This is a genomic window from Colwellia meonggei (assembly GCF_057537295.1).
The window spans coordinates 165,643-184,254 of sequence record NZ_BAAJLZ010000002.1 but is presented as its reverse complement, the minus strand read 5'-3'; the positions used below and the strand labels follow the sequence as shown (position 1 = coordinate 184,254).

Annotated in this window: 18 protein-coding genes; 11 read left to right on the top strand and 7 right to left on the bottom strand. The window is 37.0% G+C overall.

Going from position 1 to position 18,612, the window contains the following annotated elements:
- The first annotated feature begins 36 nt into the window (after positions 1–36).
- From AC27E9_RS06945 to AC27E9_RS06935, 3 genes are all read left to right on the top strand, one after another.
- Positions 37–246: a TIGR02922 family protein gene (locus AC27E9_RS06945; protein ID WP_487128603.1), complete on the top strand. Its 210-nt coding sequence runs from the start codon at positions 37–39 to the stop codon at positions 244–246.
- 68 nt (positions 247–314) lie between these two features.
- Positions 315–1,757 (top strand): DNA recombination protein RmuC, encoded by a 1,443-nt coding sequence (locus AC27E9_RS06940; protein WP_487128601.1) that lies wholly within the window; start codon positions 315–317, stop codon positions 1,755–1,757.
- 431 nt (positions 1,758–2,188) lie between these two features.
- The gene (locus AC27E9_RS06935) at positions 2,189–3,151 is read left to right on the top strand and encodes a GGDEF domain-containing protein (protein WP_487128599.1); all 963 of its coding nucleotides are present in this window, start codon (positions 2,189–2,191) and stop codon (positions 3,149–3,151) included.
- Between the two features lie 125 nt (positions 3,152–3,276).
- On the opposite strand, the gene AC27E9_RS06930 is transcribed toward AC27E9_RS06935, so the two are convergent.
- On the bottom strand, positions 3,277–4,614 hold the full coding sequence (locus AC27E9_RS06930) for a sodium-dependent transporter (RefSeq protein ID WP_487128597.1): 1,338 nt from the start codon (positions 4,612–4,614) through the stop codon (positions 3,277–3,279).
- Positions 4,615–4,885: 271 nt separating this feature from the next.
- Between AC27E9_RS06930 and AC27E9_RS06925 the strand changes: the two genes are divergently transcribed.
- The 4 genes from AC27E9_RS06925 (at position 4,886) to AC27E9_RS06910 (ending at position 8,113) form a co-directional block, all read left to right on the top strand.
- Positions 4,886–5,530: an MBL fold metallo-hydrolase gene (locus AC27E9_RS06925; protein WP_487129178.1), complete on the top strand. Its 645-nt coding sequence runs from the start codon at positions 4,886–4,888 to the stop codon at positions 5,528–5,530.
- A gap of 44 nt (positions 5,531–5,574) precedes the next feature.
- On the top strand, positions 5,575–6,429 hold the full coding sequence (locus AC27E9_RS06920; RefSeq protein ID WP_487128596.1) for an ion transporter: 855 nt from the start codon (positions 5,575–5,577) through the stop codon (positions 6,427–6,429).
- A 338-nt stretch (positions 6,430–6,767) separates the two neighbouring features.
- Entirely contained in the window at positions 6,768–7,202 is a 435-nt protein-coding gene (locus tag AC27E9_RS06915) for a hypothetical protein (protein ID WP_487128594.1), read from the top strand.
- 188 nt (positions 7,203–7,390) lie between these two features.
- Complete coding sequence (locus AC27E9_RS06910; RefSeq protein ID WP_487128592.1) at positions 7,391–8,113, top strand: winged helix-turn-helix domain-containing protein; 723 nt, start codon at positions 7,391–7,393, stop codon at positions 8,111–8,113.
- A gap of 343 nt (positions 8,114–8,456) precedes the next feature.
- Here AC27E9_RS06910 and AC27E9_RS06905 read toward each other — a convergent pair whose 3' ends face one another.
- Complete coding sequence (locus AC27E9_RS06905) at positions 8,457–9,359, bottom strand: hypothetical protein (protein ID WP_487128590.1); 903 nt, start codon at positions 9,357–9,359, stop codon at positions 8,457–8,459.
- A gap of 177 nt (positions 9,360–9,536) precedes the next feature.
- On the opposite strand from AC27E9_RS06905, the gene AC27E9_RS06900 reads away from it, so the two are divergent.
- The 4 genes from AC27E9_RS06900 (at position 9,537) to AC27E9_RS06885 (ending at position 16,024) form a co-directional block, all read left to right on the top strand.
- Complete coding sequence (locus AC27E9_RS06900) at positions 9,537–10,283, top strand: flagellar basal body L-ring protein FlgH (RefSeq protein WP_487128588.1); 747 nt, start codon at positions 9,537–9,539, stop codon at positions 10,281–10,283.
- A 9-nt stretch (positions 10,284–10,292) separates the two neighbouring features.
- Positions 10,293–11,483, top strand: a complete 1,191-nt coding sequence (locus AC27E9_RS06895) for a flagellar assembly protein T N-terminal domain-containing protein (RefSeq protein WP_487128587.1) — start codon at positions 10,293–10,295, stop codon at positions 11,481–11,483.
- Positions 11,484–11,558: 75 nt separating this feature from the next.
- Positions 11,559–12,902: a hypothetical protein gene (locus AC27E9_RS06890; protein WP_487128585.1), complete on the top strand. Its 1,344-nt coding sequence runs from the start codon at positions 11,559–11,561 to the stop codon at positions 12,900–12,902.
- A 284-nt stretch (positions 12,903–13,186) separates the two neighbouring features.
- Positions 13,187–16,024, top strand: a complete 2,838-nt coding sequence (locus AC27E9_RS06885) for a response regulator (RefSeq protein ID WP_487128583.1) — start codon at positions 13,187–13,189, stop codon at positions 16,022–16,024.
- Between the two features lie 55 nt (positions 16,025–16,079).
- On the opposite strand, the gene AC27E9_RS06880 is transcribed toward AC27E9_RS06885, so the two are convergent.
- The 5 genes from AC27E9_RS06880 to AC27E9_RS06860 all read right to left on the bottom strand — a co-directional run bounded on the left by AC27E9_RS06880 (position 16,080) and on the right by AC27E9_RS06860 (position 18,612).
- The gene (locus AC27E9_RS06880; protein WP_487128582.1) at positions 16,080–16,286 is read right to left on the bottom strand and encodes a helix-turn-helix transcriptional regulator; all 207 of its coding nucleotides are present in this window, start codon (positions 16,284–16,286) and stop codon (positions 16,080–16,082) included.
- Between the two features lies 1 nt (position 16,287).
- The gene (locus AC27E9_RS06875) at positions 16,288–16,749 is read right to left on the bottom strand and encodes a hypothetical protein (protein ID WP_487128581.1); all 462 of its coding nucleotides are present in this window, start codon (positions 16,747–16,749) and stop codon (positions 16,288–16,290) included.
- A 331-nt stretch (positions 16,750–17,080) separates the two neighbouring features.
- On the bottom strand, positions 17,081–17,641 hold the full coding sequence (locus AC27E9_RS06870) for a DUF1697 domain-containing protein (RefSeq protein ID WP_487128579.1): 561 nt from the start codon (positions 17,639–17,641) through the stop codon (positions 17,081–17,083).
- A gap of 17 nt (positions 17,642–17,658) precedes the next feature.
- Positions 17,659–17,973 carry an Mpo1-like protein gene (locus AC27E9_RS06865; protein ID WP_487128577.1) on the bottom strand — a complete coding sequence of 105 codons (315 nt, stop codon included), beginning with the start codon at positions 17,971–17,973 and terminating at the stop codon, positions 17,659–17,661.
- Between the two features lie 12 nt (positions 17,974–17,985).
- Positions 17,986–18,612, bottom strand: coding sequence for a LysE family translocator (locus tag AC27E9_RS06860; protein WP_487128575.1), 627 nt, complete (start codon positions 18,610–18,612; stop codon positions 17,986–17,988).

Below are 18,612 nucleotides of genomic sequence, written 5' to 3'. Positions count from 1 at the left end.
TATAAACAATAAGCCGATTTTATAGGTAAACATTTCATGGATGAAAATCAAGAAGTTGAACAGCGCCTCGTCACTATTATTTACTACAGTGATTTATCACTTGAATTAATGCATGAAGTACAAACTTTCCCTCAAAGTAAAACCGGCCGAGTAGTGATCCCTGAAAGCTTTAAAGTTGATAAATCTATTATTGCAGTATGCGATGGTGAAGTATCAATTTTAAACAAAGTAGGTGATAGAACTTAAAAAGTTATTAACCTCATCAGTAAATTATGCTCTAATAACTGGTAATATTTACAGTGTTTGGCGCTTCTATGAATTCATCGTTTTTTTTAACTTGGCTCTCACCAGAGCAATTACCTGTGCTAGTTGCCAGTATTTTAGTTTTACTTAGTGGTCTCGTTATTCTCGTCGCTTTGTTATTTCGTAAGCTTTCCATCTGCCAAAATAATGTACTTGCTCAACAAAGCGTGTTGCAACAACTTACTGAGAAAATAAACCTTAGTTATGAAGTTAGTAGTAATAACCAACAACAACTGCAGCAGCAGCTCAACAGCAATCATCAACATTTAGCGCATCAGCAAAGCGACTTAAAAGCGCATTTTGAGCAAAAAATTGCCGACTTTAAATTAAAACTATTGCGACAACATGCTGAGCAGGGAGAGAAGCAAGCGCAGCTACTCAATAGCCATAGTGAGCAGTTAAAAAGCACTTTGCATCAACATCATACAAGTTTTAATGATAATCAAGTTAAGTCACTCGAACAATTAATCAATCAACTCTCGAACATGACCAAACAAGGGCGAGAGGAGATGGCAAAATCGTTGCATTTAGCAAGTGAACAAATGACTAAACGCATTGATGAACTCACAACATCAACCGACAAACGCTTAAAAGATATTAGTGGCCAGGTTGAAAAACGCCTAGCGGATGGTTTTGAAAAAACGACTAAAACCTTTAATGATATTTTGCAGCGTTTGGCGTTGATTGATGATGCACAAAAGAAAATTACCGAACTATCGAGTAATGTCGTTAGTTTGCAAGAAGTGTTATCAGATAAACGTTCGCGTGGTGCATTTGGCGAAGTGCAATTAAATGCCCTTATTCGCAATGTACTACCTGAGCAACACTTTGCCATTCAGCATACGTTGTCTAATGGTAAAATAGCTGACTGTATTTTATTTTTACCTGAGCCAACGGGCAATGTCGTGGTTGATTCTAAATTTCCATTAGAAAGTTATAAAAAAATGACCGATAACAGCTTAAGTGAGTTGGAGCGAAAAGCTGCCGAGCGACAATTTAAGCTTGATATTAAAAAACATATTAATGACATCAGTGATAAATATTTAATTGAAAAAGAAACTGCAGACGGTGCTGTTATGTTTATCCCAGCGGAAGCTATATTTGCAGAAATACATGCCCATCAAAGTGACTTGGTTGATTACGCGAATAAAAAGCGGGTTTGGTTGGCATCACCTACCACCTTAATGGCGATATTAACCACCGCGCGTTCCGTATTAAAAGACGAAGCAACTCGCAAACAAATTCATGTGATTCAAGCGCATTTATCGCAACTTGCCGCTGACTTCTCGCGTTTTAAAGGCCGCTTTGCCAACCTTGCCAAACATATTGACCAAGCGGCAACTGATGTAAAACAAATTCATACCTCAGCAGATAAAATTAGCAACCGTTTTGAGAAAATAGAGCAGGTTGACTTAGCGACTGACAAAGAAAGTGTCGCCTTGCTAACAGATTAAGTGAATATTTACTGGGTATATAGTATTTTTCAGTAATGACAAACTGTTACGTTTTATGTTGCCATTTTTAATAGTATAGTGGCAAAAAAGATAAGGTAGAGGTTGAAGAATTATATATCCCTTATCGATATTAAAAACTACGTCATATATTTCGGCATTTTATTTTGCTTTACTTTTGTATTGCTTTTGTTGTGAGGTTGCACTTGAACCAGTTTTTTAGCGGCATAAAAAATAGTCTTTTTAGTTTAATCGCTTTTTCCATTTTATTTGCGTTAGTCATTGAATTTCAGCAACACTGGCTGGTAAAAATAAGCTTAATAGAGCAAGTGTTGTACGTTTTGTTTGTGGTTACTATACTGCTGTCTAGTTATTTTAACCGCAGTCGTTTAGCACTAAGTAGCGGGCTGTTTTTCCTTTTTTACCTAAACTTCATGAATATCCTTCCTTGGAGCCAAGTCCTGTTTTCTGATGGCCGCTGGTTAACTATAACAATAGCTAGCATATTGGCCGCTTTAAGCGTTGTTAAAGACCGAGGTTTATTGTCGGTACACGGTATCTATCGATTAATGCTTATTGCCGTTATTGCGTTTACTTGTGCGTATTGGTTGAAGATAGAACCGGAAATGCAAGTAATATTGGCAAAATATACTTGGCTAAACACGTGGTTAAAATATCTCGCCGTTGAATTAGTACTCGTCATCTCTGGTTTGGCACTTGTGTTTCAGTTTATACGAGAAAAAAGTTTAGTAACTTCGGCATTATTGAGCAGTTTTGTTATCTGGCTTGGTCACTATTATCAAATTGTCACTTTGCCATGGAGCGTATTGCTTACTTTGGTATTACTGCACTACATATGTGTGGTATTGGTTGATTCCTATTTATTTGCTTATCGCGATGAATTAACTTCAATTCCATCACGACGTGCATTGAACCAATTGGCTATATCCTTAGGTCGAAAATACACCTTAGCAATGCTAGATATTGATCACTTTAAAAAGTTTAATGATACCTATGGTCATGATATTGGTGATCAGGTCTTAAAATTGGTTGCTACTAAGTTAGCGCAAGTAAAAGGTGGCGGTAAGGTGTTTCGTTATGGTGGAGAGGAATTTACCATTATATTTTCAGGTAAAACGCCCGAGCAAGCTATCCCTTTACTAGAAGCTGTTAGGCAAGCGGTGCAAGACTATAAAATTGTTATTCGCCAACCAGAGCGAAAAACCAAGAAAGCCCGCGCAAATAAAAAGAACAGCAATGCAAAAACCGTAAGCGTTACTATTTCTATTGGCTTAGCTGCAAGAGCAAGTAAATTGAGCTTTGAACAAACATTGAAGTTGGCTGACCAAGCCTTATATCGAGCGAAGAAAGCTGGCCGAAATAATGTTAGTCAGTAGCAAAGTTAGTCAGTAATGATGTGATTTTTAGCTGTTTTCGTAACTTTGCTGAATAACCATAGATAAGATACTAAAAAGCCAATGACTATAATCATTGGCTTTTTAGTTATACGAGCGAGCTTTTATTAATTTAAAATAGCGACATTGACAAAAACAACGGTCAATAACAGCGGACAAACAAAGCGTAAGTAGTTGCCCCATATAGGTAACCATTTTCTACCTTGTTGTAATGACACGTCACGTAATTTATTACCACGTTTCCATAACCAGCCAACAACAATAAAGTAAAATAAACAACTTAATGGCTGTAATATTGTCGTTAATACGCGAATAACCACACCAAACAAGCTATCAAAAAAGGCAATTAGTATCATGCTGGCGGTCAACACGATTCCTGATACTAACCAGGTTGCTTTTGAGCGGGTGAAGTTTTTGTCTTCGACTAAATAGGCTACAGGTACTTCTGTTGATGAAATAGTTGAAGTTAATGCTGCAATGGACAATAGCGAGAAAAAGCTAATGGCAACTACCATGCCTATAGTGCCCATAGAATTAAACAATTCAGGTAATATGTTAAAAATTAATTGGCCTTCACCAATGAGTTTTTCACCTTGAAAAACTTGCTGCCCAGCTTCTTGTGCTACGTAAAGTGCTGGTATAATTAATAAGCCAGCCATAAAGGCAATAAAAGTGTCGAGAGCAGTAATTGAAACTGCCAACTTACCGATATCTCGGTCTTTTTTCATGTACGAGCCGTAAACCATCATACCGCCGACACCAATGGATAACGAGAAAAAGGCTTGCCCCATTGCTGAAATAATTAATTTAGGGTTGGTAACCTGTGTAAAGTCAGGTATTAGATAAGTAGCTAAACCTTTTTCTGCACCAGGTTGTTGAAGAATATAAACTATTAGGCAAATTAACATAATTAGTAATATTGGCATTAAACGCGCTGACCACTTTTCAATACCGGCATTAACTCCTTGATGAATAATACCTGCGCCTAATAAAATAAATAATGGCGTAAACATCAAATTTCTTTGAGTGCTTGAAGTAGCAAGCCATTGTGATAATTCGTGCTGGCCAAGTAGTTCAAATAAAGGTGATAATGCGTGAGATAGCATCCAGCCAGCGACTATGGTGTAAAAGCTTAGCATCATAATTGCGCCACTTAGACCAATCAAACCACCATATTTACCTAGATTAGGTGCAGTATCTTTACAGGCTTCTTTAAGTGCTGAAACGGGGTTTTTTTGCGCTTGGTTACCTATATAAACTTCTGCATATAAAGCGGGTAAAGCTAAAAGTACGGTAACAATTAAGTAAACAAATAAGAATGCGCCACCGCCATTATTTGCTGCCTGAGTAGGGAAGCCCCAAATATTACCTAAACCAATTGCCGAACCAGCGGCAGCGAGAACAAAACCAATTCTCGAATGAAATGAATCTCTTACAGTGCTCATAAATGATAATTATTATTGTTGTAAATACTTTGCTCTGAGCTTACCTAGATAAACTTCATTAGCAAAGTAATTTCGTTGATTTGTTACTTTTAAGTTCGAGTGTTTGTAAAGTTTCTTGGTGATTACCATTATGAACTTGCTAGAATAGCGCTTGTAAAATGGCATTTTAGCCTTATATTACCTGCCATAAAGAAAAATTAGTTTACCTGCGGTGATTTATTTACCTATAAATAGCTGCTTCACATTCGCTAACGAGATTTACGTTCACATGTTGCAATATCAAATAATACCCGTTACACCATTTCAGCAAAACTGTACTTTGTTTTGGTGCCAGCAGAGTAAAGAAGCCGTTGTGATTGATCCCGGTGGTAATGTAGAGTTGATACAAGCGGCTATTAAGCAGCAAGGTGTTACGGTTGTGAAAGTGTTACTCACTCATGCTCATATTGATCATGCAGGGGCAACTCAAGCCATTGTCGATTATTATAATGTGCCAGTTGAAGGGCCGCACCGTGCAGATCAATTTTGGATAGATTTAATTCCTGAGCAAAAGGCTCAATTTGGTTTTCCTGACGCACAAACCTTTAATACTGATCGTTGGTTAAACCAAGGGGATAAAGTTACATTTGGTCAAGTTGAACTTGATGTTTATTTTTGTCCAGGTCATACGCCTGGTCATGTGGTGTTTTATCATGCCGAGTCAAAACTTGCTCAAGTAGGTGATGTACTTTTTCGTGGTTCAATTGGCCGAACAGACTTTCCTCGTGGTGATCATGCGACTTTAATTAAATCTATACGGGAAAACTTATTTCCATTAGGGGATGAGGTGCAGTTTATTCCGGGTCATGGCCCAATGAGTACCTTTGGCGCCGAGCGCATTAGCAATCCTCATGTCAGTGATGCCGCAGTCGGCTAACGTAAGTAAGATTAAAAATATAACTTTAAAAAGAGATAATGAATATGTCTTCATTTGTTTATCAAGCGCAACGTCGGTTAAAAAAAATAGACTCAAGCCCTATTTTTCAATGGTCGGTAATTACTGTTATTGTTATTTCAGCGTTGCTTATCGGTGCTAAAACGCATGACTTACCCGAACAAGTGGTAACGTTATTAGGTATTTTAGATAGTGCGATTACGGTGTTTTTTGTTGTTGAAATCACCATACGTTTTATTGCTTTTAAAGATAAAAAGTCTTTCTTTAAAAGTGGCTGGAATATTTTCGACACTATAATTGTTATCGGCAGTTTGATCCCAGCAGGTGGCTCAGGAGTGTTGTTAGCTCGTTTATTACGTGTTTTTCGAGTATTGCGTTTAGTGTCTATGGTGCCGGAATTACGGCTACTAATTAATGCGCTAATTAAAGCTATCCCACGTATGGGATATATTGCGCTATTAATGTTTGTTATTTTTTATATCTACGCAGCGATCGGCAGTATCTTATTTCATCAAATCAATGAGGTGCTATGGGGCGATGTTTCAATCTCAATGTTAACCCTGTTTCGTGTCGCAACATTTGAAGATTGGACTGACGTGATGTATGAAACCATGGCGGTGCACCCAATCAGTTGGATTTATTATTTAACCTTTATTTTTCTTACTGCCTTTATCTTTTTAAATATGATGGTAGGTACCATTTTAGAAGTGATGGGACAAGAGCATGAAAACTTCCGCGCTGAAGCACATGGTGAAAGTGCTGAAGGTGGTGAGCCTGCCAGTCGCGCGCAAATTGAAAAGCTTGAGAAGGAACTCAGTGAAATTAAAGCCTTGCTTATTGCAAATTCAGCTAGTGATAATCATAACAGTAAAGTCACTTAATCCTTACCTCTTAACAAGACTAGGCGGCAAAATGATGCCCTTGTTTCTGAAATAGAGCACAATTTGTCCATTATGCTAAAGAGCTAATCTATGATTAGCTCTTTTTTTGTACTTTAAAATTAAGTGAGTGCTTTGCAACGGCATGAACTTCCCATCTAATACCTTAATTTAAAAGCTATTTAGCTAATATTGAACAAAATTTTTGCAGCATTATCGGCAGAATGGAACATAACTGTAGCATCTTTACAGTTCTTTACGTTTGCTGACATTAAAAGAATTAAAATAGTCTGCTTATTGCATTGAATTGAATGAGTAATTGCTAATTCAAGGAAACTAAAATGAATGTTACAACAATGCACAATCAAGCTATCTCTAACGTCAATACTAAACCGATTGATAAACCTTCCACAGTGGCAGAGCTGCCAACGCAGGCTCTTAAAAGTCAAGAAAGTTTAGCCACACAAGCTCATATCAGTAACGAAGCTAAGGTGGGAAATTTTTTAGCAAACTTGAGTCCAAAGCAGCAAGCTGATGTTGAAGCGTTTGTAACTCAAATACACCAACAGAAGTCTAATGGAAGCTTTGATGCCAAGGTCATGGCTGAACAAGCTCCCAGTAGTATTAATGAACTGTCAGCCATGCTAAATGTCTCAACAGAAGAATTACTAGATCATATTCCTGCGGAGGCACAACCAGAAGTGCAAGCAAGTAATATCGGCCAAGCGAATGCAAGCGCTGTAAAAACTTATCAGGATGTCTCGTATCAAGGTTAGTTGGCAATCGTTAATGTGAAAACTAAAACCTAAGCGGCAATTAATTGCCGCATATATGCAAGAAGTTGCCGCAATACTGGAAGAAGGCAACGCTACTTTGAAAGGGAAGTTGCATTAACTAGAAAGTTTGCAAATATTTGCTCAGGGAAGATAACTGGAAATGATAATTAAAATAGGGTTAGTACTAAATGAGAAAATCAATCTTGTTAGTAACAATTGATAATAAGCTGGCGGAAAATGTTAAAACCGAGTTTACCGACGATGGCTATGAGGTGACAAAATGCTTTGACGGTATGTCGGTGTTTTTGCGTGCAACTACTGCAAGTTATCACTTAATTTTACTTGATATTTCAATCCCGAAGCACTTTGGTTTTGAGTTGTTAAAGCGCTTTAAAGAAAAAAATGTAACACCTGTAGTGATGTTATCAAACCGTGAGGATTTTTATGATCGTCTTTACGCGTTTGAAATAGGTGCTGATGAGTACATTGCTAGCACACTTGATGCACGTGAACGTCGAGCAAGAATTAATGCCATTGTGCGCCGCAGCGCTCATGCTGTTGTTACGCCCGTGCGCCATACCATAGATGTTAATAATATCTCCTTGTGTTTATCAACTCGTGAAGCATATTGTGGTGATATGCTACTTGATTTAACTGGCTTAGAATTTGAAGTTCTGCATTGTTTAATGGCGAATGCGGGAAAAATAATGGCTAAAGAAGATATTAGTGTCCAAGCATTGGGCCGAAAAATATCTTATTACGACCGCAGTATTTATGTTCATATTAGTAATATTCGACGCAAGCTCTCGCGTTGTTTACATTTACAAAACCAAAACAGTGTTATTAAAACTATTCGCGGCGGTGGTTATGTTTTTTTGCAAGAGTCTCGCCTACAAATGCCAGCTAACTAATTCTTTTTGAAGTTCTGCGCCTTTTCAAGCAAACGATTGGGCGCATGATCAGAATGCACCAACAACATCTGAGCGCCAGTTATAGCATTTAGCCATATATCTGAGTTTTTTCTAAAAATTTTTCCGTTAAAATATCATATTTGTCAAGCGGCAATGACTGATGCCTTTTTAAGTATTGTCGTGTCAGATTGTGCTTTTTAAGCGCAAACTTTGCACTAAAAGCTAACCAAGCGACTAATTAATTTACGCAGACTGAAATACTTTATACTCGGTATTTTTAACTATTTACATAGAAGTGAATGTTACGAGGGGCTAAAATAAGTAATCTAGATGATGTGTTAAGTTAACGAAAGCTAGGAACTTTGTTGGTAACCAACTTGCCATTGCTAGTGCTAGCAGCTTCATTACTGCTACTAAGAAATAACTCACTGTAATTGAAGTTTGTTATTGCATCACTTACCGAAGAACCTGTTGCATACTCAATTGCCAAATCTGCTACTGATAATGCAAGACCTAAAGTTCCGCCATAAATGAAACCACCACTGAGTTTTGCTGCTGCATCTAAGGTATCCCCTGTGGTTTCTTGATAAATATTTGATAACACGGGAATGTGCTGAAGAATATTTACCGCATCAAAACCATCGGTTAAATCCAAGCCGTTACTGCCAAAAGAAAATTCGCTTACTTTTGCCACGATAGAGCTCTCAGGTGATACTGCACTGGCGGCTTTTATTAAGCTGCTTGCCACACCTGTTTCACTTGTATAGTTTGTTAGTAAGTTAGTTTGTCTATCAGGTGATATTTTAAAATCACCTGATGCAGTTGAATTGGTAAATAAACCGCTTTGCAAACTGCTTAATAATGAAGATTGCAAATTTGTCAGTGCTGTATCAGAAGCTGAACCAATCGGTGAGATGATTTGAGATAATATCGCATTGTCATCTAACCCGTTGAGTGCAGACAAACCAAGAGTAGAGAGTAGGCTACTTTGTAGGCTTGTAAGTGAATCTTCATTTTGTTTTTTGTGCTGCTGGTTGTGTTGAGTCGTATTTTGCTCAGTGCTGAGCTTTGTATTAGGTAAAAACTTTGCTCCAGCATCAAGCATAGAGCTTTGTAGCCAGTTGGGAGCAGTCTTGGCAATTTTATCAGTATCAGTATCAGTATCAGTATCAGCAAGCCTCGCTTTCGAGTTATTAACGAGCAAGGTATTCTGTTGATGGTTTATTGGCGAGTTTATAGCGTTCATATCTATTACCAGCATTTAATATTAATTAGTATTTTTGTTGGCAACGTTGTACTTCGCAAGATGCTTTACAAATCATTACATAGTTAATATTTCTTAAGTTTTATTTAACAAAAATGTAGATAAATTCATGGCTTATCAGCCGATAATGACGCACGTTTTATTTTTCATCGCCATGATATGTATAGTAAATTTATTCAAGCTTTTACCTTAATATTGTTGCTGCAAGCGTGCAGTAATACAGAGCCACTTGATGAACAAGTCGTTGCCGAATTACCAAGTAACCCGAAAGTAAGTCAACGCCCATTATCTGAAGCATCAAGTGAAGTTATGCGTGGAGAATCAGCTTTTCGCCCGATTCGTAGTAGTACCGTAAAAAGCGTTAAAGCACCGTCGGGATCACTATTTTCCCCGAGCAAAGCTATCGGCTTATATCAACCCAGCAGTCATTATTTAGTTGGTGACATGATCTTGGTGCGTTTAGAGGAAAAAACCTCAGCGACTAAATCCTTAAACTATCAAACTGATAAGTCAGGTAGCTTTACCCTTGAGCCCGTTGCACTGAATTTAGGTCCAGTTAATATTGGTAATAACGATTTAAATGCCGACTACGAGCAAGGTAAGGAGTTCGATAGTTCAGCTGAAACTAAGCAGAACAACTTTCTAAAAGGAGATATTACCGTTTATGTTTGGGAAGTTATGGCTAATGGTAACCTTATTGTTGCCGGTGAAAAGTGGATAACACTCAATAAAGGTGAAGAATATATTCGCTTTTCTGGTGAGGTAAGGGTGCAAGATATTGCCCTGGACAACACCATAAGCTCAGTAAAAGTTGGCAACGCAAGAATCGAGTTCAGCGGCAAAGGTGAAATGCAAGAGAATCAGTCGCCTTCTTTATTAAGCAAGCTTTTCGGCATTATTGACTAAGAGGTGGCTATGAATTTGAAAAAACAGTTGCTGGTTTTGTTTTTGCTAATTGCTATGACTTATTGCTCTGATATTCGCGCGCAATGGTATCAAGGAACTGCCCAAGTAAGAGTTGGTAGCTTTGATGTTGATGAAAAGCGCGCACTCGCGATAAAGCGTGCCATTGCCAATGCTTCACTATTAACAAGTAGCTTTGTTAGTGCGGAAAATATCTCGCTAGATGGTCTGTTAATTAGCAGTAAAACAGTGCTTAAAAGTGAGAATCGCATTCGCCGAGTAGAGATTGTTGAAGAGTCACTGAACCAAGATATTTTGACCGTGATTGTTAAAGTTGATATTGATGCTTTTAATGATTGCGACTTTGAACGAGAGTTAAAAAAGTCAGTTATTGTTGCGCAATTGCCGATTCTTAAGCGAACACAGGCAGCAGCAGGTGGATTATTTGATCTTGGCGAGCAAATCTCTAAGCGCTTCAAACAACAATTATTGTCAGAGCCAAGTATTGCAAAAATCGAGTTGCTAAATCAGTCTTTTGCTCCCGAGAGCTCTTTAGATTTCGAATCAAAATATCTTGCCGAAACTGCGCGATATTTGGCTAATTTACATACTAGCCAATTTATTCTTTTTGGCTATATCCGAGACATTAGTTTATTTGAACAAGTTAAAGACAATATTTTGCTTAATGATGTCAATGTGCGTCGAAATTTCACTATAAATGTTTATTTATATGACGCCTTAAGGAGCCGAGTATTGCTCGATAAAAGTTACCATCAAGAAGCAGAGTGGCCGTTTGATGATGGCTACGTTTTTGACACTAGCGGCAGTTTGTTTTGGCGCAGTAATTTTGGCCGAATGATGTTAAATACCGTTAATAGCGCCGTTATTGATATTAATGACAGCCTTGAGTGTCAGCCTAGTATCGCGCAAATTGTTGCCAAAGATCAGAGTGAAATCGTTATTAACAGTGGTTCGCAGCATGGTGTAAAGCTTGGTGATACTTTTGAGTTATCCAAACTTCGATTGATAGATGAGCCTAGTGGCGCGATTTTACCTATTTTGACTCAAGATCATTTACGTCACCTGCAAGTTATTCAAGTTAATAGTCATAGTGCAACGTTAACCAGTGATAGCGTTAGTGCTGTTGGAAGTAGTCAGCTACTTGATTTGGTTACTCGCGTTCGTTCTACCGCATCATTTTGAACTACAAAGTTATGTTATTTAAAGCAGGCACTCAGCTTGTGCTAACTCTTATTTTTCTACTTTTTTGGAGTATTCATGTTTAGTTTTTTACGAACAAGTTGTTTTTTGCCGTTAATTTTCCTACAAGCTTGCGGCTCAAGTAGCTCTTCTGAGCCTGAAGTTGTGCAACCCGATAAAGAATATAAATTTAGCTTAAGCGCGAGTTATAGTAATGCTTGCGGAAATCAAGAGCCAGTGGCGAATGTCGAATTACTTTTACAAGATAATAATTGGCAAACGATAGAAAGCTATCATGCCAATGAGAATGGCGAAATTTCTTTTGTAACCTCTTCACAGTACATTAATTACACTATAGTTGCTCGTGATGTTGATGAAAGTTCCCCCGACGATACTCAAGGTTTGGATATTGCGAGTTTTCATCAAACATTAGCGGAAAGTCATTACCAATACCGCTCTCCTTTTGAGCCAACTGTGAGTAGTGATGAATGTCAGTGTACAAGTCAGGACTTAGTTTTACGACATCGAAGTTTTGCCACGATAACCCAAGCATCAAGCTCTTTATCGTATCAATCACTTAGTCAAATTGATGAACAAACCACACAATTTAATCAAGTTGAGGTTTGTCGTGTTAGTGATGGCAGCTGGCCGGTAGCAAGCTTTATGGTCGCTGGTTTTAACACCAATGGTGAAGCGATTGCTGCTGGAGATTTTTTAACTGACTTTACCAGTAACGAGCAAGGTATTTGGCAGTTAGCCGCCGTTGAAGTAGCAAACACAGAATTATTAATGCAAGAGCATGATAATTTTATGCACCAACAGTTATTTACTAATGGTCAACACTTCACTATGCAAGTAGCTGAAAACGCAGAGCAAACATTAGTGTTTGAGAATCATAGTTATACTAGTGAGAGTCAATTTATGGCTGAGTCTGTACAGCTTCTAAAGCTCACCGATAGTGTATTTGGTTCTTCTCAATTTGAAAGTTTACATCAAAAAATTTCAACTCAAGCGGAAGATGTTTTCACAGTTGAAGCGGTCAAGTCAGCACCTGATCTTGATGATAGCTTTTATAGTGAAATTGCTACTGATGGTAGCTATGATTATAGTGCCGTAACTCATTACCCTATGACAATTATTACCTTTGATTATATTGCCTACTCTCCTACAACAGAACTAATGATACCTGTGGCATGGCGTTCATATGGTGGTATTTCCGGTACACTTCCTAGTAGCGTGAATCTACCTGGTTATGACGACATAATTAACCAAGACAACGATATCTTTAAGACACAAGTGATATTGTTGCGCAGTTTAGAAAGTGATATTTATCAAGACTATCTTAATTTCTATCAAGGAATTGATGATATTGATTTTGATCACAATTTGTTGCGTTACATTTTAACGTTAACGCTAAATTAGTTTTGTTTGAATGGAAAGCTGTTTTGAAGAAAAATCAGCTATCAAACTTAGCTATTAAATAATGTTGTAATTAATAGCTATTGCGGCATTGTTACTCGTGCCGCCATTGTTTTTATTTTTCACGCTATTTCTACATTAATCATACATACTCTGAATGTAAATGCCGACAAAATAGCCAGAGTTAAGGAATTAGAAACTTCATCGTTGAGAGTGGATATACAAAATGCTATAACTAGTTTTCTCATTATTATAATAAGAAACACATGTGTTTTAAGGTGTCGTCGATGGCTAATGCCTATCGAACTTTGGTATTGTTTGTTTTCTTCTCATTAAGCTATATACAGAGCAGTTTTGCGGTTAATAACCAAAATTTTGGCCAGCGGTTATTAATCATTGAAAATATGGCTGATAAAAATCTAGCAATAGAAGAAGTTAATTCATTGTTAGGAAATAGCACTCTTTTACCATTAAATAGACTATCAGCCTTAACTGCACAAGGGCGCTTATATCACCAACTAGGTAAATTGGATGCTGCTATAGAAAGTGCTATTAGTGAGCAGAAACTTGCGAAAGAATACAACTTCCAACAGCTTGAAGCTGATGCCTTTAAAAGAGTCGGAGTATATGCTTATTATAAAGGGAAAAATAGCTTAGCCCTAACGTCTTACCAGCAAGCATTAAGCTATTACCTCACTATTAATGAGCCTATTGCCCAAGCAAATTTATATAACAACATTGGTTTGGTTTATGGAGCTATGGGGCGGTTGGAAGAAGCGCTATATAGCTATCAGCAAGCAGAGCCATTATATCAACAGTTCGGCAGCATCATCGACAAAATTGATATCCAATTTAATATTGCAATATTTCACTTGCAACTCAAGCGTTATGATATTGCCATTACCATGTTTAAAGAAGTGATTGAAAAGCGTAAAGAAATATCTGATGAACAAGGTGTTGCAACGGCCTATGGTGATTTAGGGTCTTCTTATAAATATGCCGGAGACTATCAACAAGCATTGCACTACATGACGATGTCGCTAGATTATCATAGAAAAAATAACGATAACTATAACGCTGCGGCAATTTTGCATAACCTTGCGGAGTTAAGTAATTACCTTAGTAACACTGAACAAGCTATAGCTTACGCAAAAGAGGGAATTAGCAAAAGTAAAGCACATGGGCATGATAAAGCCTATGTCGGCAGTTTGTATAGTTTAGCTAAAGCCTACTTTCATAAAGGAAAGTTTAATTTGGCGTTAGACTATATTCAGCAGTCGAGCGAGTTATCAGAAAAAATGCACTATAGAGAGCAAATAAAGCACAATTTGTCTTTGCAATCGCTTATTTATGCGGCGCAAAATGACACATTGAAGGCTGTAGAAAGTCACCGTCAGTTTATTCAAGCACATATAGAGTTAGCAAATGATGAACTTAATAGTAAGCTAGCACAGTTCGATTCAGAGCAGTTAAAACAACAAGTTGATCAATTAAAACAGCAAAAGCGCTTGCAGGAATTAGAATTAGAGCAGTCTGAACAACAACGAAATTTTATTATTATTGTTGTTTTTGGCGCGTTACTGATTGGTTTTTTAATTGCTCGACGTGATATTGAGCGCCGCTCAACGCAAGACTTAGAATCAAAAGTAAAGCAAAGAACCAATGAGCTTGAATATTTAATGCAAGAGCTACAAAGTGCAAATAATATTAAAAGCCAATTTTTAGCGAATATGAGCCATGAAATTCGTACGCCACTTACAACGGTTATAGGTCAGGCTGAGGCAATAATTAATGGTGATGTAGATGACGAATTTATTAGTAAAGAAGTTGAAATTATTCATGGTAATAGTCTGCATTTACTAGAACTCACCAACAATATTTTAGATTTAAGTAAAATTGAAGCTAATAAAATAGAACTCGAACTTCACCCTCAAGACTTGCATGATGTTTTGCAAGAACTTGCCAATATGTTTACCTTGCAAGCAAACTCTAAAGGCTTAACATTCGAAATTATTCATTGTTTAGCATCGCCATTTATTATTGAAATTGATGGTTTTCGAGTTAAACAAATATTAATTAATTTATGCTCTAATGCCATTAAATTTACCGCTAAAGGGCATGTTGAACTAAGAATTAGCCAACATGATGGTCGACTGGTGTTCAAAATTACCGATAGCGGTATTGGTATGAGTAGCTCACAATTACATAATTTATTTGAAAGCTTTACCCAAGGAGATAGTAGTATTAGTCGCCGTTTTGGGGGAACGGGTTTAGGTTTGTGTTTATCTGATCAGCTAGCAAAAATTATGGGCGGTACAATAGAAGTAGAAAGTGAGCTGAACCAAGGCAGTGTTTTTGTGTTTAGTATTCCATGTGACGCTAATAGTGATAATTTGATTGGAGAAAACACCGTTGTTGCGAAAGACCGCGGTGAATTTGTTCAAGAGCAAAGGTTAGAACAGCTTCAGGGCACTATATTATTGGCTGATGATCATAATGATAATCGCCGTTTAATCGCTCGACTTTTATCTTCTTTAGGTCTCGACGTTATAACGGCACGCAATGGACGTGAAGCGGTAACCTTAATGGAACAGCACGAACCTAAACTGATTTTAATGGATATTCAAATGCCAGAAATGGATGGAATTGAAGCGTTTAAAATTCTTAGGCAAAAGGGCTGTGAAACGCCTATTTATGCGCTGACTGCTAATGCTATGTCGCATGAAATTGAACATTACTTATCGTTAGGCTTTAACGGTCATTTATCAAAGCCTATTGAACGTGATGTTTTTATTCCGACCATAGCAAAATATTATGAAGGTGATATTTCACAAGCCCAAGCAAATGATAACTTTAATAGTGTTGAGATGTCAGACTTGGTGCAAGAGTTTAAGTCTAACTTAGTACTAGAACAGCAAGATCTCATACTACATATAAATAATAACGATCTTGAAAAACTTGCGCGCTTATCGCATCGGATTGCGGGTGCTGCGCAAATGTTTGGTTTTGCTGAGTTATCAAAATATGCTTTGCAACTGGAAATGGTTATCAAAAAAGAACAAAACCAGAATATTAGCGACTATACCCAAGATTTACTCAATGAAATAGATCAAGTACTTTGGTAGCACTTTACTGTTTAGTCGCAAGATTTTTAACATAAGTTAATTGGTTAACAGTACTTTAATGATATTGAAAAACAGTTTCTAGCGGCACATTAAAATAGTTCGCGATTTTAAAAGCAACTTCTAGTGATGGTGAGTATTTGTCTTTTTCAATTGCAACTATAGTCTGCCTAGAAACACCGACAATATCTGCCAACATTTGCTGAGTCATCTCATCTGCATCAAATCGTAATCGCCTAATATTATTTGTAATTTTCTTCGTCATATTAAAAGCCTCTACGATAGAAAAATAATTGCGTAGAGAATTTAGCTGTTTCAGCCAGTAGTGCGCCAAAGATAATGATGTTCATTAGAATATATTCATTAGGTAAATTGAGTAAGTTAATTAGCCCTTTATTTATTACTGGAAACAATAATAAATGTACTACTGCGATTATCGTGGTGAAACTCAAGATGTAATAGGCTATTTGACTTCCTTTTAGTGATATTAGTTTGTCGCGTTCGTCTTCATCATAGTTGGCATTTTTATTATCAATTATGGCGATCACAATATGATGGAGAATCTCTAAAACAATGGTCATGATCACAACAGTTAATAATGCTGACTGCATATTTTCTATGGTCAAACTATTGTCTTTAGCTGACCAGTAGATGGTTGAGAAATAGTTAAACCAAATATATAGCGTAATTGCTAATGACACCCAAATACTGCGTTCTTTGTAAGACATAATATTTCCTTTTATTTCTAATTACAGCAGCTATTGCTATGTATGAAATTTTTGACATGACGTAATGATAATTTGACTTTAGTTAAGCTTTTACTTTAAGTCAAATATTTTTTACATAGAGTAAGGTATTTTTAACTTGCCTTCGCGTGTTAGTACAAGTTTACTCATGGCAGAGGTCTGAACTGGAAAGTAGGGGGCTAAAAGCAAGCACCTATATTAATAGCAAGAGTGTAGTTACAATTGGGAAAAGCGAGTTAAATTACTCTCTAGTGGTTACCATACAGATAAGCCCGCTTTGTCATAATATTGCTAATGCTATACGGGCGCAGTGTTAGGTTATGCTGTCAGCTAACTCAATCAATTTATTGACGGTTTTTAAATTCCGTGCCGTTGCATTTACATTTAGTTTTTTTTCAATATTACTATGAGTTAATTTGGAGCGACCAAAGCCATCTTGACAGTACAAGTATAGTACGTTGTCAATAATTTCTAGCTGCTCATTATCTTTTAAATAAGGAGTTAATATCGCACTTGAATTACTGGCAACACCTGATAAAAAGCAAATTAGTATTTTACTTGCCTCTTGCTCTAAGTTGATGTGTTGAAATGGTAACTTCTTATGAGCGTTTATTAACTCATCTGGAGTTAGGATAAAAACGGGCACATCAAAACTGTAATGAGTTAATATCGCTTGTGTTATTTTCTCTGAAAGTAGTGGCTTATCATTAATGTCACTATGGAAGACAAGATTGCCACTTTGAATATAGCTTTTTACATGATTTAATGACAAAGATTGATAAATAGCACGTAAATCGGCCATTTTTATCGACTTTTGCCCAGCAACATTAATTCCGCGTAATAGTGAAATATAAACTTGTTTCTTTTTAGTCATCGCTATCTTTCAACTCGTTAAAATCTAATTTTTCCAACTAGAATGTCTTTATACATAACCCAGTCGCCAAGCAAGCTATAAAACGGATAGGTAAAAGTTGCCGGTTTATTTTTTTCAAAGAAAAAATGACCTACCCAAGCAAAACCATAACCTAGAATAGGTATGGTCCATAAGAGCGTCCAGGAAGAGGTTAATAAAATATAAACAAGCATAACAATGATCAAACTTGAACCGATAAAGTGTAGTCGTCGACAAGTGCTATTTTGGTGTTGGCTTAAATAGAAAGGGTAAAAGGCTTTAAATGTTTTATAATTAGTTGCTGATTTTGTCATTAAAGCTTCACCTTAGTTAATTTTACTCGTTAGCACTTTTAAGCCCATTAATACCATTGCACTCCCTAAAATTCTATCAATCCAATGGCCTAAGCGCTGAAATTTTTCATTAATACTTGGCCGCGAAAGTAATAGCACCACAGCTGAGAACCACAACAGTTGTAAAACCATCATCCAAATACCGTAAATAACTAAATGTAAAAAGGGCAGTTCGGGTGATAATACTAAGGTAAATAATGCAACAAAATATATTGGCGCTTTAGGGTTTAATGCATTGCATAAAAAACCTTTGGAAATTGCCTTTAAACTAGAGTGTTTAATAACGGTTTTTTGCTCAGTAATATGCAATTGTGCTTTAGCTTTTATCCCCTGCAAGCCTAAGTAAATTAAATAACAGCCGCCGATAATTTTTATCGCCCATAAGGCTGTTGCTGAATTGGCAATAACGGCAGCTAAACCAAGTGCTGAATATAAAATATGTACAGAAAGGCCAAGGGCAATACCTATGCTAACCATAAATCCAGCTTTTTTTCCGTTGGATAAAGTTTGCTGGGAAACAAGAACAAAATCAGGGCCAGGCGATGCCGCTGCTAAAAGGTGAATAGAAGTTATCAACAACAACCCTTGTAATAAATCCAT